We start from the raw sequence: 17,758 nt of genomic DNA on the forward strand, positions 1-17,758 counted from the left end.
AAACATGTCACAACTTTAACGTTCACTTTTTCAAAAAAGTAGTATTCTAAATACGTAAGCTGTTATATAAAAAATCTTAGTCCTGTACTAATCAAAAATGGAGGAGATTAGGATGACTGAAGTATTAGAAAATGTAAAAAATGCATGGGAAAACTTTAAAGGTGAAAAGTGGAAAACAGAGATTGATGTCCGCAACTTCATTTTAAATAATGTAAACGTATACGAAGGTGATGAAGCCTTCTTAGCTGGAGCAACAGAAGCGACGAAACAACTTTGGGATCAAGTAATGGATTTAACAACACAAGAACGTGACAATGGCGGAGTCCTTGACATGGATACGAAAATTGTTTCTTCTATTACATCACATGACCCAGGATATTTAAATAAAGATATTGAAAAAGTAGTTGGTTTCCAAACTGACAAGCCATTTAAGCGCTCATTACAACCATTCGGTGGTATTCGTATGGCAGAGCAAGCTTGTGAATCTTACGGATATGAAATGGACAAAGAATTAAGCCGTATTTTCAGAGACTGGCGTAAAACGCATAACCAAGGTGTATTCGATGCTTATACTCCAGAAATGAGAGCAGCTCGTAAATCAGGCGTTATTACAGGTCTTCCAGATGCATACGGACGTGGTCGTATTATCGGTGACTATCGCCGCGTAGCATTATACGGTGTAGATCGTTTAATTGAAGCGAAAAAAGAAGATTTGAATTTAACTGGCGGTGTAATGAGCGAAGATACAATGCGTTTACGCGAAGAATTATCTGAGCAAATTCGTGCCCTTCAAGAATTAAAACAAATGGCAGTTTCTCATGGCTTTGATATTTCTAAGCCAGCAACAAATGCACAAGAAGCGTTCCAATGGTTATATTTTGCTTATCTTGCAGCAATTAAAGAACAAAATGGTGCAGCAATGAGCCTTGGCCGTACATCTACTTTCTTAGATATCTTTATTGAAAGAGACTTAGAAAACGGTACATTAACAGAAGAAGAAGCACAAGAAATTGTGGATCACTTCATTATGAAATTACGTCTTGTGAAATTTGCAAGAACACCTGATTATAATGAATTATTCTCTGGTGATCCAACTTGGGTAACAGAATCTATCGGTGGTATTTCACTTGATGGTCGTCCATTAGTAACGAAAAACTCATTCCGTTTCTTGCATACATTAGACAACTTAGGACCAGCTCCAGAACCAAACTTAACAGTTCTTTGGTCTAAACAATTACCACAGAACTTTAAAGACTATTGTGCGAAAATGTCTATTAAAACATCTGCAATTCAATATGAAAATGATGACATTATGCGCCCAGAGTATGGCGATGATTACGGTATTGCTTGTTGTGTGTCTGCAATGAGAATTGGTAAGCAAATGCAGTTCTTCGGAGCTCGTGCAAACTTAGCTAAGACACTATTATATGCAATTAATGGCGGTAAAGATGAAAAATCAAAAGAACAAATTGGACCTGAATTTGCACCTATCACTTCTGAAGTATTAGATTACGAGGAAGTAATGCGTAAATTTGATATGACAATGGAATGGCTAGCAAGTTTATATTTAAACACATTAAATGTTATCCATTATATGCATGATAAATATAGCTATGAACGCATTGAAATGGCACTTCATGATACAGAGATTCTTCGTACAATGGCAACAGGTATTGCTGGATTATCTGTAGTAGCTGACTCTTTAAGTGCAATTAAATATGCGAAAGTAAAACCAATCCGTGATGAAAATGGTATCGCAGTTGATTTTGAAATTGAAGGAGACTTCCCTAAATACGGTAACAATGATGATCGCGTTGATGAAATTGCAGTAAGTCTTGTGAAAACATTTATGAACAAGCTTCGTAAACATAAAACATACCGTAATTCTGTTCATACAATGTCAATCTTAACAATTACATCTAACGTTGTATACGGTAAGAAAACTGGTAATACTCCAGATGGTCGTCGTACTGGAGAACCATTTGCACCAGGGGCAAACCCAATGCACGGTCGTGATACAAAAGGAGCGCTAGCATCATTATTATCTGTTGCGAAATTACCATATGAAGATGCAAGAGATGGTATTTCTAATACATTCTCAATTATTCCAAAAGCACTTGGTAAAGAAGATGATGTACAAGTTCGCAACTTAGTATCTATGCTTGATGGATATGCAGTAAAAGAAGGGCATCACTTAAATATTAACGTATTTAACCGTGAAACATTAATGGATGCAATGGAACATCCTGAAAAATATCCACAATTAACAATTCGCGTATCTGGTTATGCGGTTAACTTCATTAAATTAACTCGTGAACAACAAATTGACGTTATTAACCGTACAATGCACGAAAGCATGTAAGTAAAAAGTTTCCCTCTGTTTTTCATAAAGACAGAGGGGAGCTGTTTTAATAGAGGAGGAAGTAACATGGTAAAAGGAAGAATTCATTCTGTTGAGTCTTGTGGTACTGTTGACGGCCCAGGAATTCGTTATGTCATATTTACGCAAGGGTGTTTACTACGTTGTCAATATTGTCATAATGCGGATACGTGGGAGATTGGTAAAGGGAAAGAAATAACAGTTGAAGAAGTGATGCAGGATGTTACATGTTACCTTCCTTTTATTGAAGCTTCTGGCGGTGGTATTACAGTAAGCGGCGGTGAGCCGCTATTGCAATTAGACTTTTTGATTGAGCTGTTTAAGAGATGTAAAGAGGTCGGCATTCATACGACAATTGATTCTTCAGGAGGGTGCTATTCTGAAGATGAAGAATTCCAAAGAAAATTAGACATTTTGATGGAATATACTGATTTGGTATTACTTGACTTAAAACATATTGATTCAAAAAAACATCGTAAATTAACAGGAAAACCGAACGAACATATTTTACAATTTGCTCGTTATTTATCAGATAAAAAGAAATCAATTTGGGTGCGCCATGTACTTGTACCTGGAATTACTGATGGTACAGAGGACTTAGAAAATTTGGCAGCCTTTATTCAAAGTCTTGATAATGTACAAAAGGTAGAAGTCTTACCGTATCATAAGTTAGGTGTTTATAAATGGGAGGCGTTAGGGCACAAATATCCTCTTGAAGGAGTCGAGCCTCTAACGGAAGAAAGCATTCAAAAAGCAAAGAATATTTTAGCGGCAGTCTAATCCAATTGTGGATTAGACTTTTTGCTTTCCATTGATTAATAGTAGAGCAAACATAAGGAAAGGAGTATACTATGATTACACAATGTCTATTTTTGTAAAGAAACGATATGGATAAATTTACAAAAATGTAAAGGGAAAACGAAACAATAGAAAGAATTAAGAAATAATGTAAGGCGTATCATGGAGTATAGATAAAAGTCAAGTTATTGCGAAAGCAGTTATGGGAAAGTATAATGTTAAGATATGAGCAGATGGGATTAAGGGGTCAATAACATATGCTTTGCATATCCACGACAGGTACAGATCCAACGAAAAATCGTTGGAATTCAAACATGCAAAATTATAAGGGAATTGTTTTTTATATTGTGACAGATACAATATGAAAGACCGAAAAAGCTAGGAGTGGATTTGTTTGATAAAAAACCCCAAGGTTTTAATATTAACAGCACATTACGGTAACGGTCATGTACAAGTGGCAAAAACATTAGAACAAACATTTCGTCAAAGAGGATTTGAGGATGTAATCGTATGCGACCTTTTTAGTGAATCGCACCCTGTCATAACAGACATTACAAAATATTTATATTTAAAAAGTTATACAATTGGGAAAGAGCTGTACCGCTTATTTTATTATGGTGTTGAGAAAATTTACGATAAAAAAATTGCATCATGGTATGCCAATTTTGGTCGAAAACGCTTAAAAGCGATATTGCATGCTGAAAAACCCGATATTGTTATTAATACATTTCCAATCATTGCAGTGCCAGAGCTGAAAAAGCAAACAGGTATTTCTATTCCTGTTTATAATGTAGTTACTGATTTTTGCTTGCATAAAATATGGATTCATCGAGAAGTAGATCGTTATTTTGTTGCAACAGATCATGTGAAGGACATTATGATACAGGTAGGAGTACCTGCTGAACAAATTGTAGCAACAGGGATTCCGATTCGTAAAAATTTTGAAGCAGTCATCAATGTAGAAACATTGTATGATAAGTATGATTTGTCACGGGACAAGAAGATTTTGCTTATTGTAGCAGGAGCGCATGGAGTGTTAGGAAGTGTAAAAGGGTTATGTCAGTCCTTTATGTCAGTTCCTGATCTGCAGGTAGCCGTAGTTTGTGGGAAAAATAAAGTATTGCAAGAGGACTTGCTGCAATTACAAGAAAGCAATCCAGATGCATTAAAAGTATTCGGTTATATAGAGAATATTGATGAGCTGTTCCGTATTACCTCTTGTATGATTACAAAGCCAGGAGGAATTACATTAAGTGAAGCAGCAGCTTTGCAAGTACCTGTCGTTTTATATAAACCAGTACCAGGGCAAGAAAATGAAAATGCGAATTACTTTGAAAAACAAGGTGCAGCAGTTGTTATTCGTGAAGATAATGAAATTTTTGGGAAAACGAAAGAATTATTGCAAGATGATATGAAGTTATTGCAAATGAAAGAAGCGATGAAACGCATTTATCGTCCGGAACCAGCGTTTCATATTGTAGATTCTATTTTAGAAGAAAATCATGTGCGAGTACATTCACCAGTACATCCACCGGCCCTTGTACAGTCTTTTACTTAATATAAGAACCTCTTTTCTATCTGAGTAGAAGGAGGTTTTTTTATTGTTTTACTCAAATGGACAGCCATTATAGAAATAACAAGATGATGAAACGTCTTTAATAATTTATCCCGCAAGTAAGACCGCCACCTCAAGATTGAGAGAGAAGCGTTGGCCAGCTCTAGAGGCTAGAATCTTCAGTCGTTTCGCTCTCTCGGACGCCTCCCTGCCTTTGGCGCGGGCGTCCTGCGATTCTGAGCGAGCCGCTTCCGCTTTTCTACAGAAGATAGGGTGGGGATAAAAAAGTCTCTCCACTGATGGAAGTTTCACTTTATCCACAAAAGAATCCGCTTACAATATACAGTAAACTTCAAATATTAACAAAACTATCCACAATATCCACAATTTTTAGTAAATATATCCACAAAACAAACAAGGTAACTGTGGTTAAAGTTCCCTTTTATAGAAAAGATATTAGAATTTATACACAATTCTATCGATCTTGTGGATAAAGTTTTCCACAAAAAAAGCTACCTCCTATGAATAAGAGGTAGCTGTATGTTAATAAATTCCTTTTGGCTTATACCCAGCTGCACGATCTGCCCTTTTAAATTCACGTTGATAGAGAACTTCTTGTGTGCTAGATAATGTATTTCTTGATTTTTCACGTCTTTTCTTATCCATTACAGTTCACCTCGTGTCATAAAGTCATTACCTATCGTTACCAATGACAGAGGGAGATATACATAGATTATGCTTCTTTTAAATGATGAGCGTCTTGGAATGTTGCTTCGCGCATTGTGTGTAGTGTGTATTGATCTTTTGGAATTTCATATAAGTTATATACTTCATCATTCGCGTTAATTTGATCATATACACATTTTCTTGTTTCATTTGCTAGATTCACGTATGGCAATTTTTCGGCAGCTTTAATAGAGCGAGTATTTAATTTGCGAATTCGCATAAAAATAGTCTCAATATCTAATTCATAGAAAAGTTCACTAAAGAAAGCATCTTTTGCTGGTTTATTATAACCTTTTCCGTGGTACGGTTTGCCAAGCCAAGTGCCAAGAAAACCTGCCTTTTCTTGCACATCAAATAAAGTTATTGTTCCAATAGGGTTTCCCCATTCATCAACAATTGTGCGTGAAATTAGTTCTCCGCGCTCTTCAGCTTCAATTGTTTGTTTTGTTAAAAATAAAAATTCGTCATAAGAAGATGCCTTCTGACGCACAAAGGGGAAGACATCAGGGTGAATCATCAAATCATATAGAACGTGGCTGTCATGTAGGTCACGTTTTTTTAACATACTATCTCCTCCTAAAAAGAGGGCAGCATGACGACAAAAAACACCCCACCCTCGAAATTTTTATATAAAACTTAAAAAAATTTCGGGGTGGGAATCGAACCCACTAGAACCAGTCTATAATGCTGGTGGCGCACCATTTGCCTTCCCCATTCATCAATTTGAAATTACTCAACACGACACAAATTGATCATGGTTTCATTCAGTTTATAATCGTATAATACTTCATCTAGTCAAAAAAATAAACTAGTTTTTATGATTTTTTGTATGGATAATTTTTCCGTCTATCATCGTTAACACAGGCTTGGCTAAATAGTGAAAAGGATGATGAGTCCATAGGACAAGATCGGCGTCTTTTCTAGGCTCGATACTACCAATTTTCTTTTCTAAACGTAAGTTGCGAGCAGGGATAATTGTAATTCCTTCTAGAGCTTTATGCTCATCTAATCCTTCCCTTACAGCGATAGCTGCGCAAACATTTAAGTACTGAATTGGTGTATAGGGGTGATCTGTCGTAATAGAAACTTCAATTCCATGATTCGATAAAACATGATACGTTTGCCAAGATTTGTTTTTTAATTCAATTTTTGAACGACGTGTTAATGTTGGGCCGACAGATACTTTTAAATCGTGGTTTGCTAATTTATCAGCAACAAGATGACCTTCTGTACAGTGTTCAATACGTAAATCAAGATTAAATTCCTTAGCAAAGCGAAGAGCAGATAGAATATCATCTGCGCGGTGGGCGTGGGCACGTATAGGAATTTCACGGCGGAGCGCTTGTAATATAGGAACCATTCGAAAGTCCGCATCATTTCCATAATGCTTTGCTTCATAAAAAGCTTCGCGCAGCATCCCCATAATTCCCATGCGGGTAATGGATTCTTTGTTTCCATTACTATGCATTCCTTTTGGGTTTTCTCCAAATGCAATTTTCAGACCTGCGGGCTCTTGAATGACCATATGATCAATACTGTTTCCCGCTGTTTTTATGACGCATGTTGTTCCGCCAATTACATTTTGACTTCCAGGCATAACATGTACGGTTGTAATACCGCTTTGTACAGCATCTTGAAAACCCATATCAAGAGGATGAATGCCATCTAAAGAGCGAATATGAGGAGTTAGCATTTCAGCTGTTTCATTTGCATCATTTCCAGCCCATCCAGTTCCTTCATCATATAGGCCAAGATGTGTATGCACATCGATAAAGCCTGGAAGAAGATGAAGACCACGTGCATCAATAACGGTCATATCTTCGCTAGATTCAATAAATCGTTCTAATGCTGTAATCTTGTTATTTTCTACTAATACATCGCCTTGCAATTTAGGAGATGTAATAGGGTAAACAGTGGCTTGCTTAAATAATATTTTCATAATAACCTCTTTATTCTGCATACGAGTTTTTTCTCTTGAGGAAGTTTAGAAATTATTAGTACGGTACAATATTTTGAAGCGCGTGTTCTAAAGTATCATAAGAATGTGTATATCCATGTTGTATTGCTTTTTGAGGTAATACATTTTGTCCTTGTAAAATAAGGGTGCTCATTTCACCGAGAAGGCTTTTGAGTGCAAATGCAGGTACCGGTAACCAATGTGGTCTATGCATTACTTTTGCGATGGTTCTGCCGAATTCCTTCATTGTTACGGGATGAGGAGCTGTAATATTTAATGCACCGTTCACTTCTTTTGTATGAATAGCAAAATCAATCATTCGAACAACATCTTCAAGATGAACCCAAGAAAGCAATTGGTTACCTGATCCAATTGTTCCTCCAATAAACAATTGATAGGGAAGTAGCATTTTCGGTAGCGCCCCTCCATCTTTTCCAAGAACAACACCAAAGCGTGTATAGACAGTGCGAATATCAAGTGCTGCGGCTTTGCTTGCTTCTTCTTCCCATAGCTTTACTGTAGTAGCTAAAAAATCATTACCTGATTTTGGGCAGTCTTCTGTAAATATTTCTGTCTCTGATGTACCATAATAGCCGATTGCACTTGCATTTATAAATGTGTGCGGAGATTGGGGCAACGTTTGTAGTTGCTCAATTAATCCTTTTGTCGTTTGTAAGCGACTATTGATGATTCTTTCTTTTTGTTTCTTAGTCCAACGTCCATTGTTAATAGATTCCCCGGCAAGATTAATAACAACATCAATGGAAGGAAGGGGGAATTTTGAATCGGCAGCATCCCATTTTATATATTGGATAGTTGAAGGTGAATGATTTTCTCTCAGTTGACGCGTCAAAATGTATACGGTATGTCCGTTGCTTGCTAAATATAAAGTGAGTGCTTTTCCAATAAAACCTGTTCCTCCAGAAATAGCAATTTCCAAGAGAAATCCCTCCTTATTATGTATATTCAAGAAATTTAAATTTGTTGCATATATGTTAAAATGATGTTGAGGTGAATTTTATGGCTGTCATTACAAAAATAGAAGTACAAAAGCGAACAAAAGAAAGGTTTAATATTTATGTTGATAAAGGTCATGGAGAAGAATATGGTTTCAGTGTAGATCAAGTGACCTTAATTAAATACGGACTTCAAAAAGGTTTAGAATTTGATGATGTTGAATTAGCAAATATTTTATATGATGAAGAAGTACAAAAAGCATATTTATACGCCATTACTTATTTATCGCATCAAATGAGAACGAAACAAGAGGTAGAAGACCAATTACGGAAAAAAGAAATTGGACAAGCCATCATCTCTGAAGTTATTTCAAAACTATTGCATGATCGTTATATTAATGATAAGGAGTATGCAATTGCATATGTACGTACTCATAGCAATGTGAGCCAAAAAGGACCGATTGTTATTAGACGTGAACTGCTAAGTAAGGGTATTTCGGATATAATTATTACTCATAGTTTACAGGAGTATCCACAAGAAAAACAAATTGAAAATGGTCTTGGACTTATAGAAAAAAAGAAAAAGTCTTATCAAAAACATTCTTTTCTGCAAATGAAACAAAAATTAGAAGAGACGCTAGTACGCAAAGGGTATGGGCGTGATATCATTCAAATTTGTTTAGAAGAACTACAGGATGAAAAGGATGATAAAAAGCAAGAAGAAGCCCTTATATATCATGGTAATAAATATCATGAAAAATACAAGAAATATGATAGCTGGACGTATGAAAATAAGATGAAGCAAGCGCTATATCGAAAGGGTTTTTCAATTGATGAAATAGAAGTGCTTATTCAAATGAAACGTGAAGAGGGATGAGGGAAAATATGAGAAATATGCCAAAGCGCTATAGCGAGATGACACCACATGAGTTAAGAGAAGAAATTGGCATTTTAAAAGAACAGGCAGTAAAGGCAGAGCAACTTGGTATTGTAAATGAATTTGATGTATTAATGAGAAAAATAGCAATGGCTCGTGCTTATATGACAGATATCGATGCATTTAAGATTGGTGAAACATATGAACTTATGGAAGAGCCAGGAGTATCTTTTACCATTACGTATTTTAATGGAGTATTTGCTTGGGGTCACAAACAGAATGAAACAGAGGAAATTGGTATTCCTATTTCGCTATTACAAAAGAAATAAAAACCAGAGAGCCTTGGCTGCTCTGGTTTTCACTTTTCGTAGTTGTTAAAGGAGATGGACAGTTAAAATTGGCGTTTTCTCATCTCATTTGCCAAAATAATAAGAGATTGAGTTTGTTGCGTTTGTCCATTCACTTGTGCCTTTGCATGCTTTGGACGGGCCCATGTAGGGTTAAATAATTCGGAACGATGGTCTAAATGATCGCGGTAACTCATCTTATCACCTCGTGTAAGAAGTTATCGATAGACATTTATTATGCTTCGTCTTGATTAGCGGCATGCATTCGCTCTTGCGGATGCGTATTAATAGTGCCGTTAGGTCGTTTTGAAGCAAAACGAGCTTTTGCTTTTGGAGAACCGTCTAACTTATTGTTATTTCTAGCTTCAGACCAAATTTCAGATTGTTTGCCCAAGAGGAACTCCCCCTCGCTACAAATTGATACAAAAAGTATCACTTATAGAATGTGCAATGTGAGAGAAAATATGCTATATAAATTCAAATAAAAACGATTTAAAAACCCTTTTCTTTTTAGGAGGGACGAGAGCACCTGGCCGTGCATAGAAGCGGTCATGTTGTATTTTGCATAGCTGTGAATTATATGTAAAAAAATGAATGAATTGACTTAAGGAGACATAAAATGAACGATATTTTTGAAAAATTAACGAAAGAACTTCTTGAAAAAAATGCTTCCCTTTCTTATTCTCAGGCGCGTACTTGGGTTGAGTTGTTATGGGAGGACTTTGGTGCAACATATGCAAAGACAGGAACGTATCAAGGGATTGAAATGACAGAGAAGGTTGTACGAGCGTGGATTAACAACCAAGGGGCTCGTTTGCATGAAATTCAAACGAATAATCTAAAGTATAGTCATTTAATTAATCAAGATAATCATTTAAAACATTAAAAAAAACGACCAATTGCGGTCGTTTTTTTAATGGGGAATTAATTCTAATTTTTTTCTTAGTTTTTCTTCACTGAAAATCCATCCTGTGTACGAACTCATAATATCGAGCTCTTTATTAAGCTGAACGATTGCAACAAATGGATAATAACCTTTGCTTCGATAGCGCAGATCAATAAATCGAACTTCATAATGATCGTTGTATTCAAAAATATCCCAACGATAGACAGGAGAAAATGATAAGAACGCTGAAATATTTTCATCTTTTTGAGCGGCACGAATGACATCGTTATTAGGTAAGGGAATGCGCTCGAATTTATCATGAACCATAATATGACCGCGATGCCAATGAGCAACAAAGTAATGATCTTTTGTCACAATAGCTAGGCGATAATGATAAAAGCGGTATGATGGTGAAATAATGACTTGTTCAACATCACGGAACCGTTTATTTACGACACTTTTTACGTTTTGGCGCATCATAATTCGGCCAATATAATAAACGGTCATTAATATATAAGCAGCAGCAGCCGTATAACCTTTATTTGCGCCGACAAGCATACATGCAATCGCTAATGTATGAATGAAGAAAATCACTGCATCAAATGTATTAATGACGCCTAATGCCACCCATCTCTTAGTAAAGGGCCGCAGCGCTTGTGTACCGTATGCATTAAAAATATCAACAAAAACATGAATGAAAACAGCAATAAATGACCATAGAAGAAGATGAAGATAAGGAGTTCCTTGAAATATTGCAAAGGTAATCCCGCTAATCAGAAATGACCAAAGCATAACAGCAGGGATAGAGTGAGTAATTCCCCGGTGATTTCGAATGTATTTCGCATTGTTTCGTAATTTTAAGACAGTATCAATATCAGGGATATTCGAACCAACAATTGTTGCAAACATCACAGCTTGAGGTCCTAAGTCACTTTGGCTGAGCGCTGGATCTAGTGTGGCTAAGCTTCCTAATGTAACGCCCATGACAAGATGAGTGGCTGTGTCCATGAAAACCACCTCCGTTTTTTATTAATGTAACTCTTTTTATTTTATATCACAAGGCATTTACCTTTTATTTCTTACATCATCTTACTTAAATTTTCTCCTAAATTCTTTATAATAGTACGTATATGCAAAAATGAGGGGGATCAAGTTTGAAACTTGAGATATTAAATGACTTTAACATAGAAAAATATCAACATGATTTGATCAGTTGGTTTGAAACGGAGCAACGTGATTTACCATGGCGTATCAATAAAGATCCGTATCGCGTTTGGGTTTCGGAAATTATGCTTCAGCAAACAAGAGTTGAAGCTGTAAAACCATATTACGCAAACTTCATGGGGAAGTTCCCAACACTCGAAGCGTTAGCTAATGCTGAGGATGAAGAAGTGTTAAAAGCGTGGGAAGGACTGGGCTATTACTCAAGAGCACGTAATTTACACGCTGCAGTAAAAGAAGTAAAAGAACAATATGGTGGAAAAGTCCCAAGCGATGTAAAACAAATTGAAAAATTAAAAGGTGTAGGACCGTATACAAAAGGAGCAATTTTAAGTATTGCTTACGGAATTCCAGAGCCGGCTGTTGACGGAAATGTGATGCGTGTATTATCACGAATTTTATCGATTTGGGATGATATCGCTAAACCAAAGACACGTAAAGTATTTGAAGATATTGTTCGTGAAATCATTTCAAAAGAAAATCCATCTTATTTTAACCAAGGATTGATGGAATTAGGTGCACTTATTTGTGTTCCTAAAAATCCATCTTGTCTTCTATGTCCTGTTAGAGAGCACTGCCGTGCGTTTGCAGAAGGAGTACAAAAGGAATTACCTGTGAAAAGTAAAGCGAAAGCACCGAAGATGGTTCCGATCGTTGCTGGTGTATTGCGTACAGAAGATGGTAAATATGTGGTTAATAAAAGAGAGAGCACAGGGCTGCTTGCTAACATGTGGGAATTTCCTAACGTAGAAATTGAAGAAGGGATTCGTAACCACAAACAACAATTGACAGATTATATGAAAGAGAAGTTTTCTCTTTCTGTTTCTATTGATGATTATGCAATGAATGTTCAGCATACATTTACGCATAGAACGTGGGATATATTTGTATTTTATGGTACAGTAACAAATTCAATTGTTGAAACAGATATTTTAAAGGCGATAACGGTTCAGGAATTTGAACAGTTACCAATTTCTAAATCGCATCGAACAATTTTTGAAGAGTGTGTAAAAAAACTCCAGCCGTAGCGGCTGGAGTTTTTAATCATAGGATATTTTTGTCCTGTGTGTCTAGCCAGCTTATTGCCGCTGCAGGCCACCGCGTACTTCAATTTCTTTTACAATCTCTTTATAAATAGTTTGGCCTTCTACATTTAAGTATGGCATCATTTGCTGCAAAGAATGATGAAAATAAGCGAGTTCATGTTTTTTCCAATGATCTTTCGGAGTCATTGATAATTCTGTCATATCACGTCCAAGATACATATATTCACACCTCCATCACAGTTAGTTTGAATGAACATTTTTGTCTGTATGCGTAAAAAAATATATTTCTTTCAGATTTTTTACGGATATGTTCAGTGCAGGATGGTTACATTATGTGTTGTGGAGGTGAGAAAGATGAACAAACAACAAGGTTTTGGAAAAACAACTTCTGGTGCTAGCGTTCAAAGCGCAAAACAACAAAGCGCTAGCTATGGCACAGAATTTGCAACAGAAACAAATGCACAAGAAGTAAGACAACAAAATGCACAAGCAGAAGCTAAGAAATCACAAGCTTCTGGTGCTGCTAGCGCTCAAAGTGCAGCTGCTAGCTATGGTACAGAGTTTGCAACAGAAACAAATGTACAAGCAGTAAAACAACAAAACGCAAAATCAGCAGCAAAGAAAACACAATCTTAATCACAAAAAAACACTCCTTTTTATGTAAGAGGAGTGTTTTTCTTTTTTATCCTGCATTAACGGACAGTAAGACCCCACCTCAAGATTCAGGGAAAATCGAAGAAGACAGGTGGGGGATAACTGTCCGTAAAAGCCCTATTGGTTCAACTAACCTTCTGGGAAAAAACGCTCCCAGAAGGAAGTTTCACTTTATCCCGCATGAACAGGCAGTAGGCCCCTCATTGATGGAAGTTTCATTTTATTTGTAAAAGCTGACACAACTTCTAATAAGTCAACAAATATAGTCAAAGGAGAAGTGCCGTCTTTATTCGAAACTATGTAATAGTATTTCTAAGGAGGTATGAAATGAAACAGTTTGATGAACTAGTTGAAGAACAATTAAGGACGATGGACGAATTGTTAAAGTTACAAGTTCATCTAGAGAAATACCAAAACCTTGAAATGGATAAGCAAGATATGAAAGAACTTCATTTTATTCGGCAGGAAATTCAAAGAACAGAAAAAACTTTAAAAGCTTTACAGCAGAAATTTGAGCAACAAACAGCAGCGGTGATTCATTCCTTTGAAAATGAGAAAATGCTTTCGAACTAAGAGACGATTTTGTAAATCGGCTCTTTTGTTTTAAAATTTCGACAGAACCGTTATAATAAAAAGAAAAGTGAATTCGACTCAATATGTTTTGAGAAAAAAGTAAAAATGAAAAGTATACCAGGTAACAACTTTAGAAGAGCGTTCACGACGAAAGAAGGGAGAAAGTATGGGGTTTCCCAAAGAAGGAGAAAAAATACAAATACATAGTTATAAACATAATGGCTCTATTCATAGAATGTGGGAAGAGACAACGGTTTTAAAAGGTACACAAAGTTTTGTTATTGGAGCAAATGATCGAACGATGGTAACAGAAGCAGATGGAAGAACGTGGATTACTCGTGAGCCGGCTATTTGTTATTTTCATTCGAATTATTGGTTTAATATTATTGGAATGCTGAGGCAGGAAGGTGTGTACTACTATTGTAATTTAAGTTCGCCATTTGCCTACGATTATGAAGCGCTAAAATATATTGACTATGATTTAGACATTAAGGTGTATCCTGATATGACGTATACATTGTTAGATGAAGATGAGTATGAGAAACATCGTGAGCTTATGAACTATCCAGCTGTAATTGATACGATATTAAAACGAAACGTTGAGTATTTAACGCAGTGGATTCATCAACGAAAGGGCCCATTTGCTCCTGATTTTATTGATATGTGGTATGAACGATATTTAATGTATAGAGACTAGAGAAAAACCTGCTAGGACATCCTGCAGGTTTTGTCTTGTTAGAACGGGGGAGTGGCATGAAAGGAATAAAACGGTATCTGCAATTCGTAAAGCCATATCGGTTGTCCATTACAATTACTATTGTAATAGGCCTCATTAAATTTGGTATTCCGCTTATTATGCCGTGGTTATTAAAGTATATTATTGACGATATTATTCAAGGAGGAAGTTCACTAGAACAGAAAACATCTCAATTATTTACAGCGATTGGAATTGCATTGTTTATTTTTGCGGTGCTACGGCCTCCAATTGAATATTATCGTCAATATTTTGCGCAGCGTATCGGAAATGAAGTGTTGTATGATTTGAGAAAATATATTTTCGCGCACTTACAAAAATTAAGCTTACGTTATTACTCTAATACGAAGACCGGTGAAATTATTTCTCGTGTAATTAATGATGTTGAGCAGACGAAAGACTTTGTTATTACTGGGTTAATGAATGTTTGGCTGGACACAGCAACAGTTTTTATTGCAATTGCGGTTATGTTTTCGATGAATGTGAAATTAACACTTGTTTCCTTACTCGTATTGCCTGTTTATGTAGTTGCAGTCAAATATTTTTTCAGTCGTCTTCGAACATTAACACGTGAGCGTTCGCAAGCACTGGCAACGATGCAAGGATACTTACATGAGCGTATTCAAGGTATGCCAGTGACACGTAGCTTTGCGTTAGAGGAGTATGAAGAAGAGCAATTTCAAGAGAAGAATAATAGATTCTTAACGAAGGCACTAACACATACGAGCTGGACAGCGAGGACATTCTCTACTGTAAACACATTAACGGATCTTGGTCCTTTAATCGTCATCGCTTTTGCTGCTTATGAAGTCATTCATGGATCGTTAACGCTCGGTACAATGGTAGCCTTTGTTGGATATATGGATAGTTTATATAGTCCGTTACGCCGTCTTGTAAACTCTTCGACCACACTTACGCAATCTTTTGCCTCTATGGACCGTGTTTTTGAATTGCTAGATGAGGAGTATGATATTATAGATTGCCCAGATGCTATTGTAAAGAACTCACTTCGAGGTGAGGTCGTATTTAAAAATGTTTCATTTCGCTACAATGAAGATGACCAAGATGTACTTCGAAATATTTCTTTATCTATTTCACCAGGTGAAAAAGTAGCACTTGTCGGTTTAAGTGGGGGTGGAAAGTCTTCACTTGCAAGTTTAATCCCTCGCTTTTATGATGTTTCGAAAGGATCAATTTGTGTAGATAAGATTGATGTTAGGAATTACGCTGTGCGTAATTTACGCAGTCATATTGGTCTTGTGTTGCAAGATAACATTTTATTTAGTGATACAGTTGGAGCGAATATTTTATACGGAAAGCCTGAAGCAACAGAAGAAGAGGTAGTAGAAGCAGCTAAAGCTGCACATATTCATGATTTTATTATGAGTTTACCTGATGGATATGAAACAGTGGTCGGAGAAAGAGGTGTGAAATTGTCAGGTGGACAAAGACAACGCATCGCGATTGCACGTGTATTTTTAAAAAATCCGTCATTACTTATTTTAGATGAAGCTACATCTGCGTTAGATTTAGAAAATGAACGTTATATTCAAGAAGCCCTGCAAACGCTAGCTGCTGATCGAACTACAATTATTATTGCACATAGATTATCAACAATTACACATGTAGATACAATCATTTATTTAGAAGACGGTGAGATAAAAGAAAAGGGTTCTCATCAGCAATTAATGCAAAAGCGTGGTCATTATTATAATTTATATCAGATTCAACATATAAAAGAAACGACCCCTTCGTAATGTGAAAGGGTCGTTTTTTATTATTCATCTTCTTGTTTATCTTGAATTTGTAGTTCATTTTCTGGATTATGATACGTATAGAAACTGTCTACAAGTAAATCTAAATGTTCTACTTCCTCGCTATAATTAATAATAGCTGAAACGAGAGGGAATAGGTGAAGCCATATTTTATAGCTTTCTTCATCTTCTTTATTTTGATAGTTCATAAACATATCGATTAGTTGTTGTTTACCAATAGAAATCTCGTCAAGAAATTCAACAGATTGTTGTTTTTTGGATTTCCCGATAAATTTCAGCAATACTTGTTCATGATAATGTGTTAATGAATCAAGTTCATTTTGAATCGATTCTTGAAACGATTCTGGCATATAACGTAATTCGTTTTCTGTTCGATGTAATGCTTTTAATGTGCTCAAAGCACGATTAGTTGTCGTTAACATTTGTCTAAATAAAACTAGCTTACGAATTTTAGCAACTTGTACTTTTTTCGTGTAGCTTCTTTCTTCCTTATACAGTAAGTAGTAATGATTTAGACGAATCATTTTTTCTTTCATATGGTCAATATCTGTTTTCAATGTTGTGAAATCAGATGCTTGCCTGCTGCTCATACGAATCCATTTTACAATTTCTTCTGTACTATCGACGATTTTGTGATAAAGTTTTGTTTCGTATTTTGGCGGCATAAATATTAGATTTACGAGAGATGCCGCGATAATCCCAACCATAATTGTTGCAAAGCGTAATAGGGCAAAATCAAAGAAATTTGCACCTTGATATTCCATAATGGCAATAACAGTTACGAGGGCGATAGAAATTGTATTTTCTAAATGTAATTGTAAAGCAAGTGCAATAACTAATATACATGTTAATCCAATAATAAAAGGGTTGTTTCCAAAAGCAAACACAAAGACAATGGCAAAAATTGCTCCAATTACATTTGCTTGAATTTGTTCTAGAGCTGTTAAATACGATCGGTATACAGAGGGTTGTACAGCAAAAATTGCTGAGATCCCAGCGAATACAGGGCTTGGTAATTTAAACAATAAACATGCAAATAAAGCTAATGTAATGGCAATACCCGTTTTTAAAACGCGAGCACCAAGTTTCATACTCTTTTTTATATCCTTTCTTTCTTGTCATAATGAATGTACAACATGATACTATACATTCATTAACTTATGTTAGCAAGTAATATTTTAATAAAAAAACCTGCTGAAATTCAGCAGGTTTTTTTATTTGTTATAGAGTACTACGAGAATCATAAGTCGTCA

Annotated in this window: 20 protein-coding genes; 11 read left to right on the forward strand and 9 right to left on the reverse strand. The window is 35.9% G+C overall.

Annotated features, from left to right (window positions below; translation table 11 throughout):
* Positions 1–112 precede the first annotated feature (112 nt).
* The 3 genes from pflB (at position 113) to AB1284_RS00645 (ending at position 4,736) form a co-directional block, all read left to right on the forward strand.
* Positions 113–2,362, forward strand: a complete 2,250-nt coding sequence (gene pflB / locus AB1284_RS00635) for a formate C-acetyltransferase (protein WP_429752463.1) — start codon at positions 113–115, stop codon at positions 2,360–2,362.
* Positions 2,363–2,428: 66 nt separating this feature from the next.
* Positions 2,429–3,160, forward strand: coding sequence for a pyruvate formate-lyase-activating protein (gene pflA / locus AB1284_RS00640; RefSeq protein ID WP_429752461.1), 732 nt, complete (start codon positions 2,429–2,431; stop codon positions 3,158–3,160).
* Between the two features lie 412 nt (positions 3,161–3,572).
* The gene (locus AB1284_RS00645) at positions 3,573–4,736 is read left to right on the forward strand and encodes a diglucosyl diacylglycerol synthase (RefSeq protein ID WP_429752460.1); all 1,164 of its coding nucleotides are present in this window, start codon (positions 3,573–3,575) and stop codon (positions 4,734–4,736) included.
* 540 nt (positions 4,737–5,276) lie between these two features.
* Here AB1284_RS00645 and AB1284_RS00650 read toward each other — a convergent pair.
* From AB1284_RS00650 to AB1284_RS00665, 4 genes are all read right to left on the reverse strand, one after another.
* Complete coding sequence (locus tag AB1284_RS00650) at positions 5,277–5,399, reverse strand: YfhE family protein (protein ID WP_429752458.1); 123 nt, start codon at positions 5,397–5,399, stop codon at positions 5,277–5,279.
* A 67-nt stretch (positions 5,400–5,466) separates the two neighbouring features.
* A complete protein-coding gene (locus AB1284_RS00655) occupies positions 5,467–6,024 on the reverse strand; it encodes a GNAT family N-acetyltransferase (protein ID WP_429752456.1) in 558 nt (185 codons plus the stop codon).
* A 243-nt stretch (positions 6,025–6,267) separates the two neighbouring features.
* Entirely contained in the window at positions 6,268–7,398 is a 1,131-nt protein-coding gene (locus tag AB1284_RS00660; RefSeq protein ID WP_429752454.1) for an amidohydrolase, read from the reverse strand.
* A gap of 55 nt (positions 7,399–7,453) precedes the next feature.
* Positions 7,454–8,356 carry a TIGR01777 family oxidoreductase gene (locus tag AB1284_RS00665; protein WP_429752452.1) on the reverse strand — a complete coding sequence of 301 codons (903 nt, stop codon included), beginning with the start codon at positions 8,354–8,356 and terminating at the stop codon, positions 7,454–7,456.
* Positions 8,357–8,436: 80 nt separating this feature from the next.
* Between AB1284_RS00665 and recX the strand changes: the two genes are divergently transcribed.
* Both recX and AB1284_RS00675 read left to right on the forward strand, forming a co-directional pair.
* Positions 8,437–9,249, forward strand: a complete 813-nt coding sequence (gene recX, locus AB1284_RS00670) for a recombination regulator RecX (protein ID WP_429752450.1) — start codon at positions 8,437–8,439, stop codon at positions 9,247–9,249.
* An 8-nt stretch (positions 9,250–9,257) separates the two neighbouring features.
* On the forward strand, positions 9,258–9,578 hold the full coding sequence (locus AB1284_RS00675; RefSeq protein WP_429752449.1) for a YfhH family protein: 321 nt from the start codon (positions 9,258–9,260) through the stop codon (positions 9,576–9,578).
* A 62-nt stretch (positions 9,579–9,640) separates the two neighbouring features.
* Here the strand turns inward: AB1284_RS00675 and AB1284_RS00680 are convergent, their stop codons facing one another.
* Positions 9,641–9,793: a YpzG family protein gene (locus AB1284_RS00680; protein WP_429752447.1), complete on the reverse strand. Its 153-nt coding sequence runs from the start codon at positions 9,791–9,793 to the stop codon at positions 9,641–9,643.
* Positions 9,794–9,831: 38 nt separating this feature from the next.
* Positions 9,832–9,990 (reverse strand): small, acid-soluble spore protein K, encoded by a 159-nt coding sequence (locus AB1284_RS00685; protein WP_242220646.1) that lies wholly within the window; start codon positions 9,988–9,990, stop codon positions 9,832–9,834.
* A gap of 225 nt (positions 9,991–10,215) precedes the next feature.
* On the opposite strand from AB1284_RS00685, the gene AB1284_RS00690 reads away from it, so the two are divergent.
* Positions 10,216–10,482 carry a YfhJ family protein gene (locus AB1284_RS00690; protein WP_429752445.1) on the forward strand — a complete coding sequence of 89 codons (267 nt, stop codon included), beginning with the start codon at positions 10,216–10,218 and terminating at the stop codon, positions 10,480–10,482.
* Between the two features lie 27 nt (positions 10,483–10,509).
* Here AB1284_RS00690 and AB1284_RS00695 read toward each other — a convergent pair whose 3' ends face one another.
* The gene (locus AB1284_RS00695; RefSeq protein ID WP_429752443.1) at positions 10,510–11,490 is read right to left on the reverse strand and encodes a metal-dependent hydrolase; all 981 of its coding nucleotides are present in this window, start codon (positions 11,488–11,490) and stop codon (positions 10,510–10,512) included.
* Positions 11,491–11,636: 146 nt separating this feature from the next.
* Between AB1284_RS00695 and mutY the strand changes: the two genes are divergently transcribed.
* A complete protein-coding gene (gene mutY, locus AB1284_RS00700) occupies positions 11,637–12,731 on the forward strand; it encodes an A/G-specific adenine glycosylase (RefSeq protein ID WP_429752441.1) in 1,095 nt (364 codons plus the stop codon).
* 51 nt (positions 12,732–12,782) lie between these two features.
* Here the strand turns inward: mutY and AB1284_RS00705 are convergent, their stop codons facing one another.
* Positions 12,783–12,968, reverse strand: a complete 186-nt coding sequence (locus AB1284_RS00705; RefSeq protein ID WP_429752439.1) for a hypothetical protein — start codon at positions 12,966–12,968, stop codon at positions 12,783–12,785.
* Between the two features lie 120 nt (positions 12,969–13,088).
* Between AB1284_RS00705 and AB1284_RS00710 the strand changes: the two genes are divergently transcribed.
* The 4 genes from AB1284_RS00710 (at position 13,089) to AB1284_RS00725 (ending at position 16,487) form a co-directional block, all read left to right on the forward strand.
* Positions 13,089–13,385, forward strand: coding sequence for a gamma-type small acid-soluble spore protein (locus AB1284_RS00710; protein ID WP_429754380.1), 297 nt, complete (start codon positions 13,089–13,091; stop codon positions 13,383–13,385).
* A gap of 345 nt (positions 13,386–13,730) precedes the next feature.
* Positions 13,731–13,976, forward strand: coding sequence for a YgaB family protein (locus tag AB1284_RS00715; protein ID WP_429752437.1), 246 nt, complete (start codon positions 13,731–13,733; stop codon positions 13,974–13,976).
* A gap of 166 nt (positions 13,977–14,142) precedes the next feature.
* Positions 14,143–14,673, forward strand: coding sequence for a nucleoside tri-diphosphate phosphatase (ntdP, locus tag AB1284_RS00720; protein WP_098306903.1), 531 nt, complete (start codon positions 14,143–14,145; stop codon positions 14,671–14,673).
* A gap of 56 nt (positions 14,674–14,729) precedes the next feature.
* On the forward strand, positions 14,730–16,487 hold the full coding sequence (locus AB1284_RS00725; protein ID WP_429752435.1) for an ABC transporter ATP-binding protein: 1,758 nt from the start codon (positions 14,730–14,732) through the stop codon (positions 16,485–16,487).
* Between the two features lie 20 nt (positions 16,488–16,507).
* On the opposite strand, the gene AB1284_RS00730 is transcribed toward AB1284_RS00725, so the two are convergent.
* Complete coding sequence (locus AB1284_RS00730) at positions 16,508–17,596, reverse strand: FUSC family protein (RefSeq protein WP_429752434.1); 1,089 nt, start codon at positions 17,594–17,596, stop codon at positions 16,508–16,510.
* Positions 17,597–17,758 lie beyond the last annotated feature (162 nt).

It is taken from the genome of Bacillus sp. S2(2024) (genome assembly GCF_050474045.1).
In the GTDB taxonomy this organism is placed as follows: domain Bacteria; phylum Bacillota; class Bacilli; order Bacillales; family Bacillaceae_G; genus Bacillus_A; species Bacillus_A yunxiaonensis.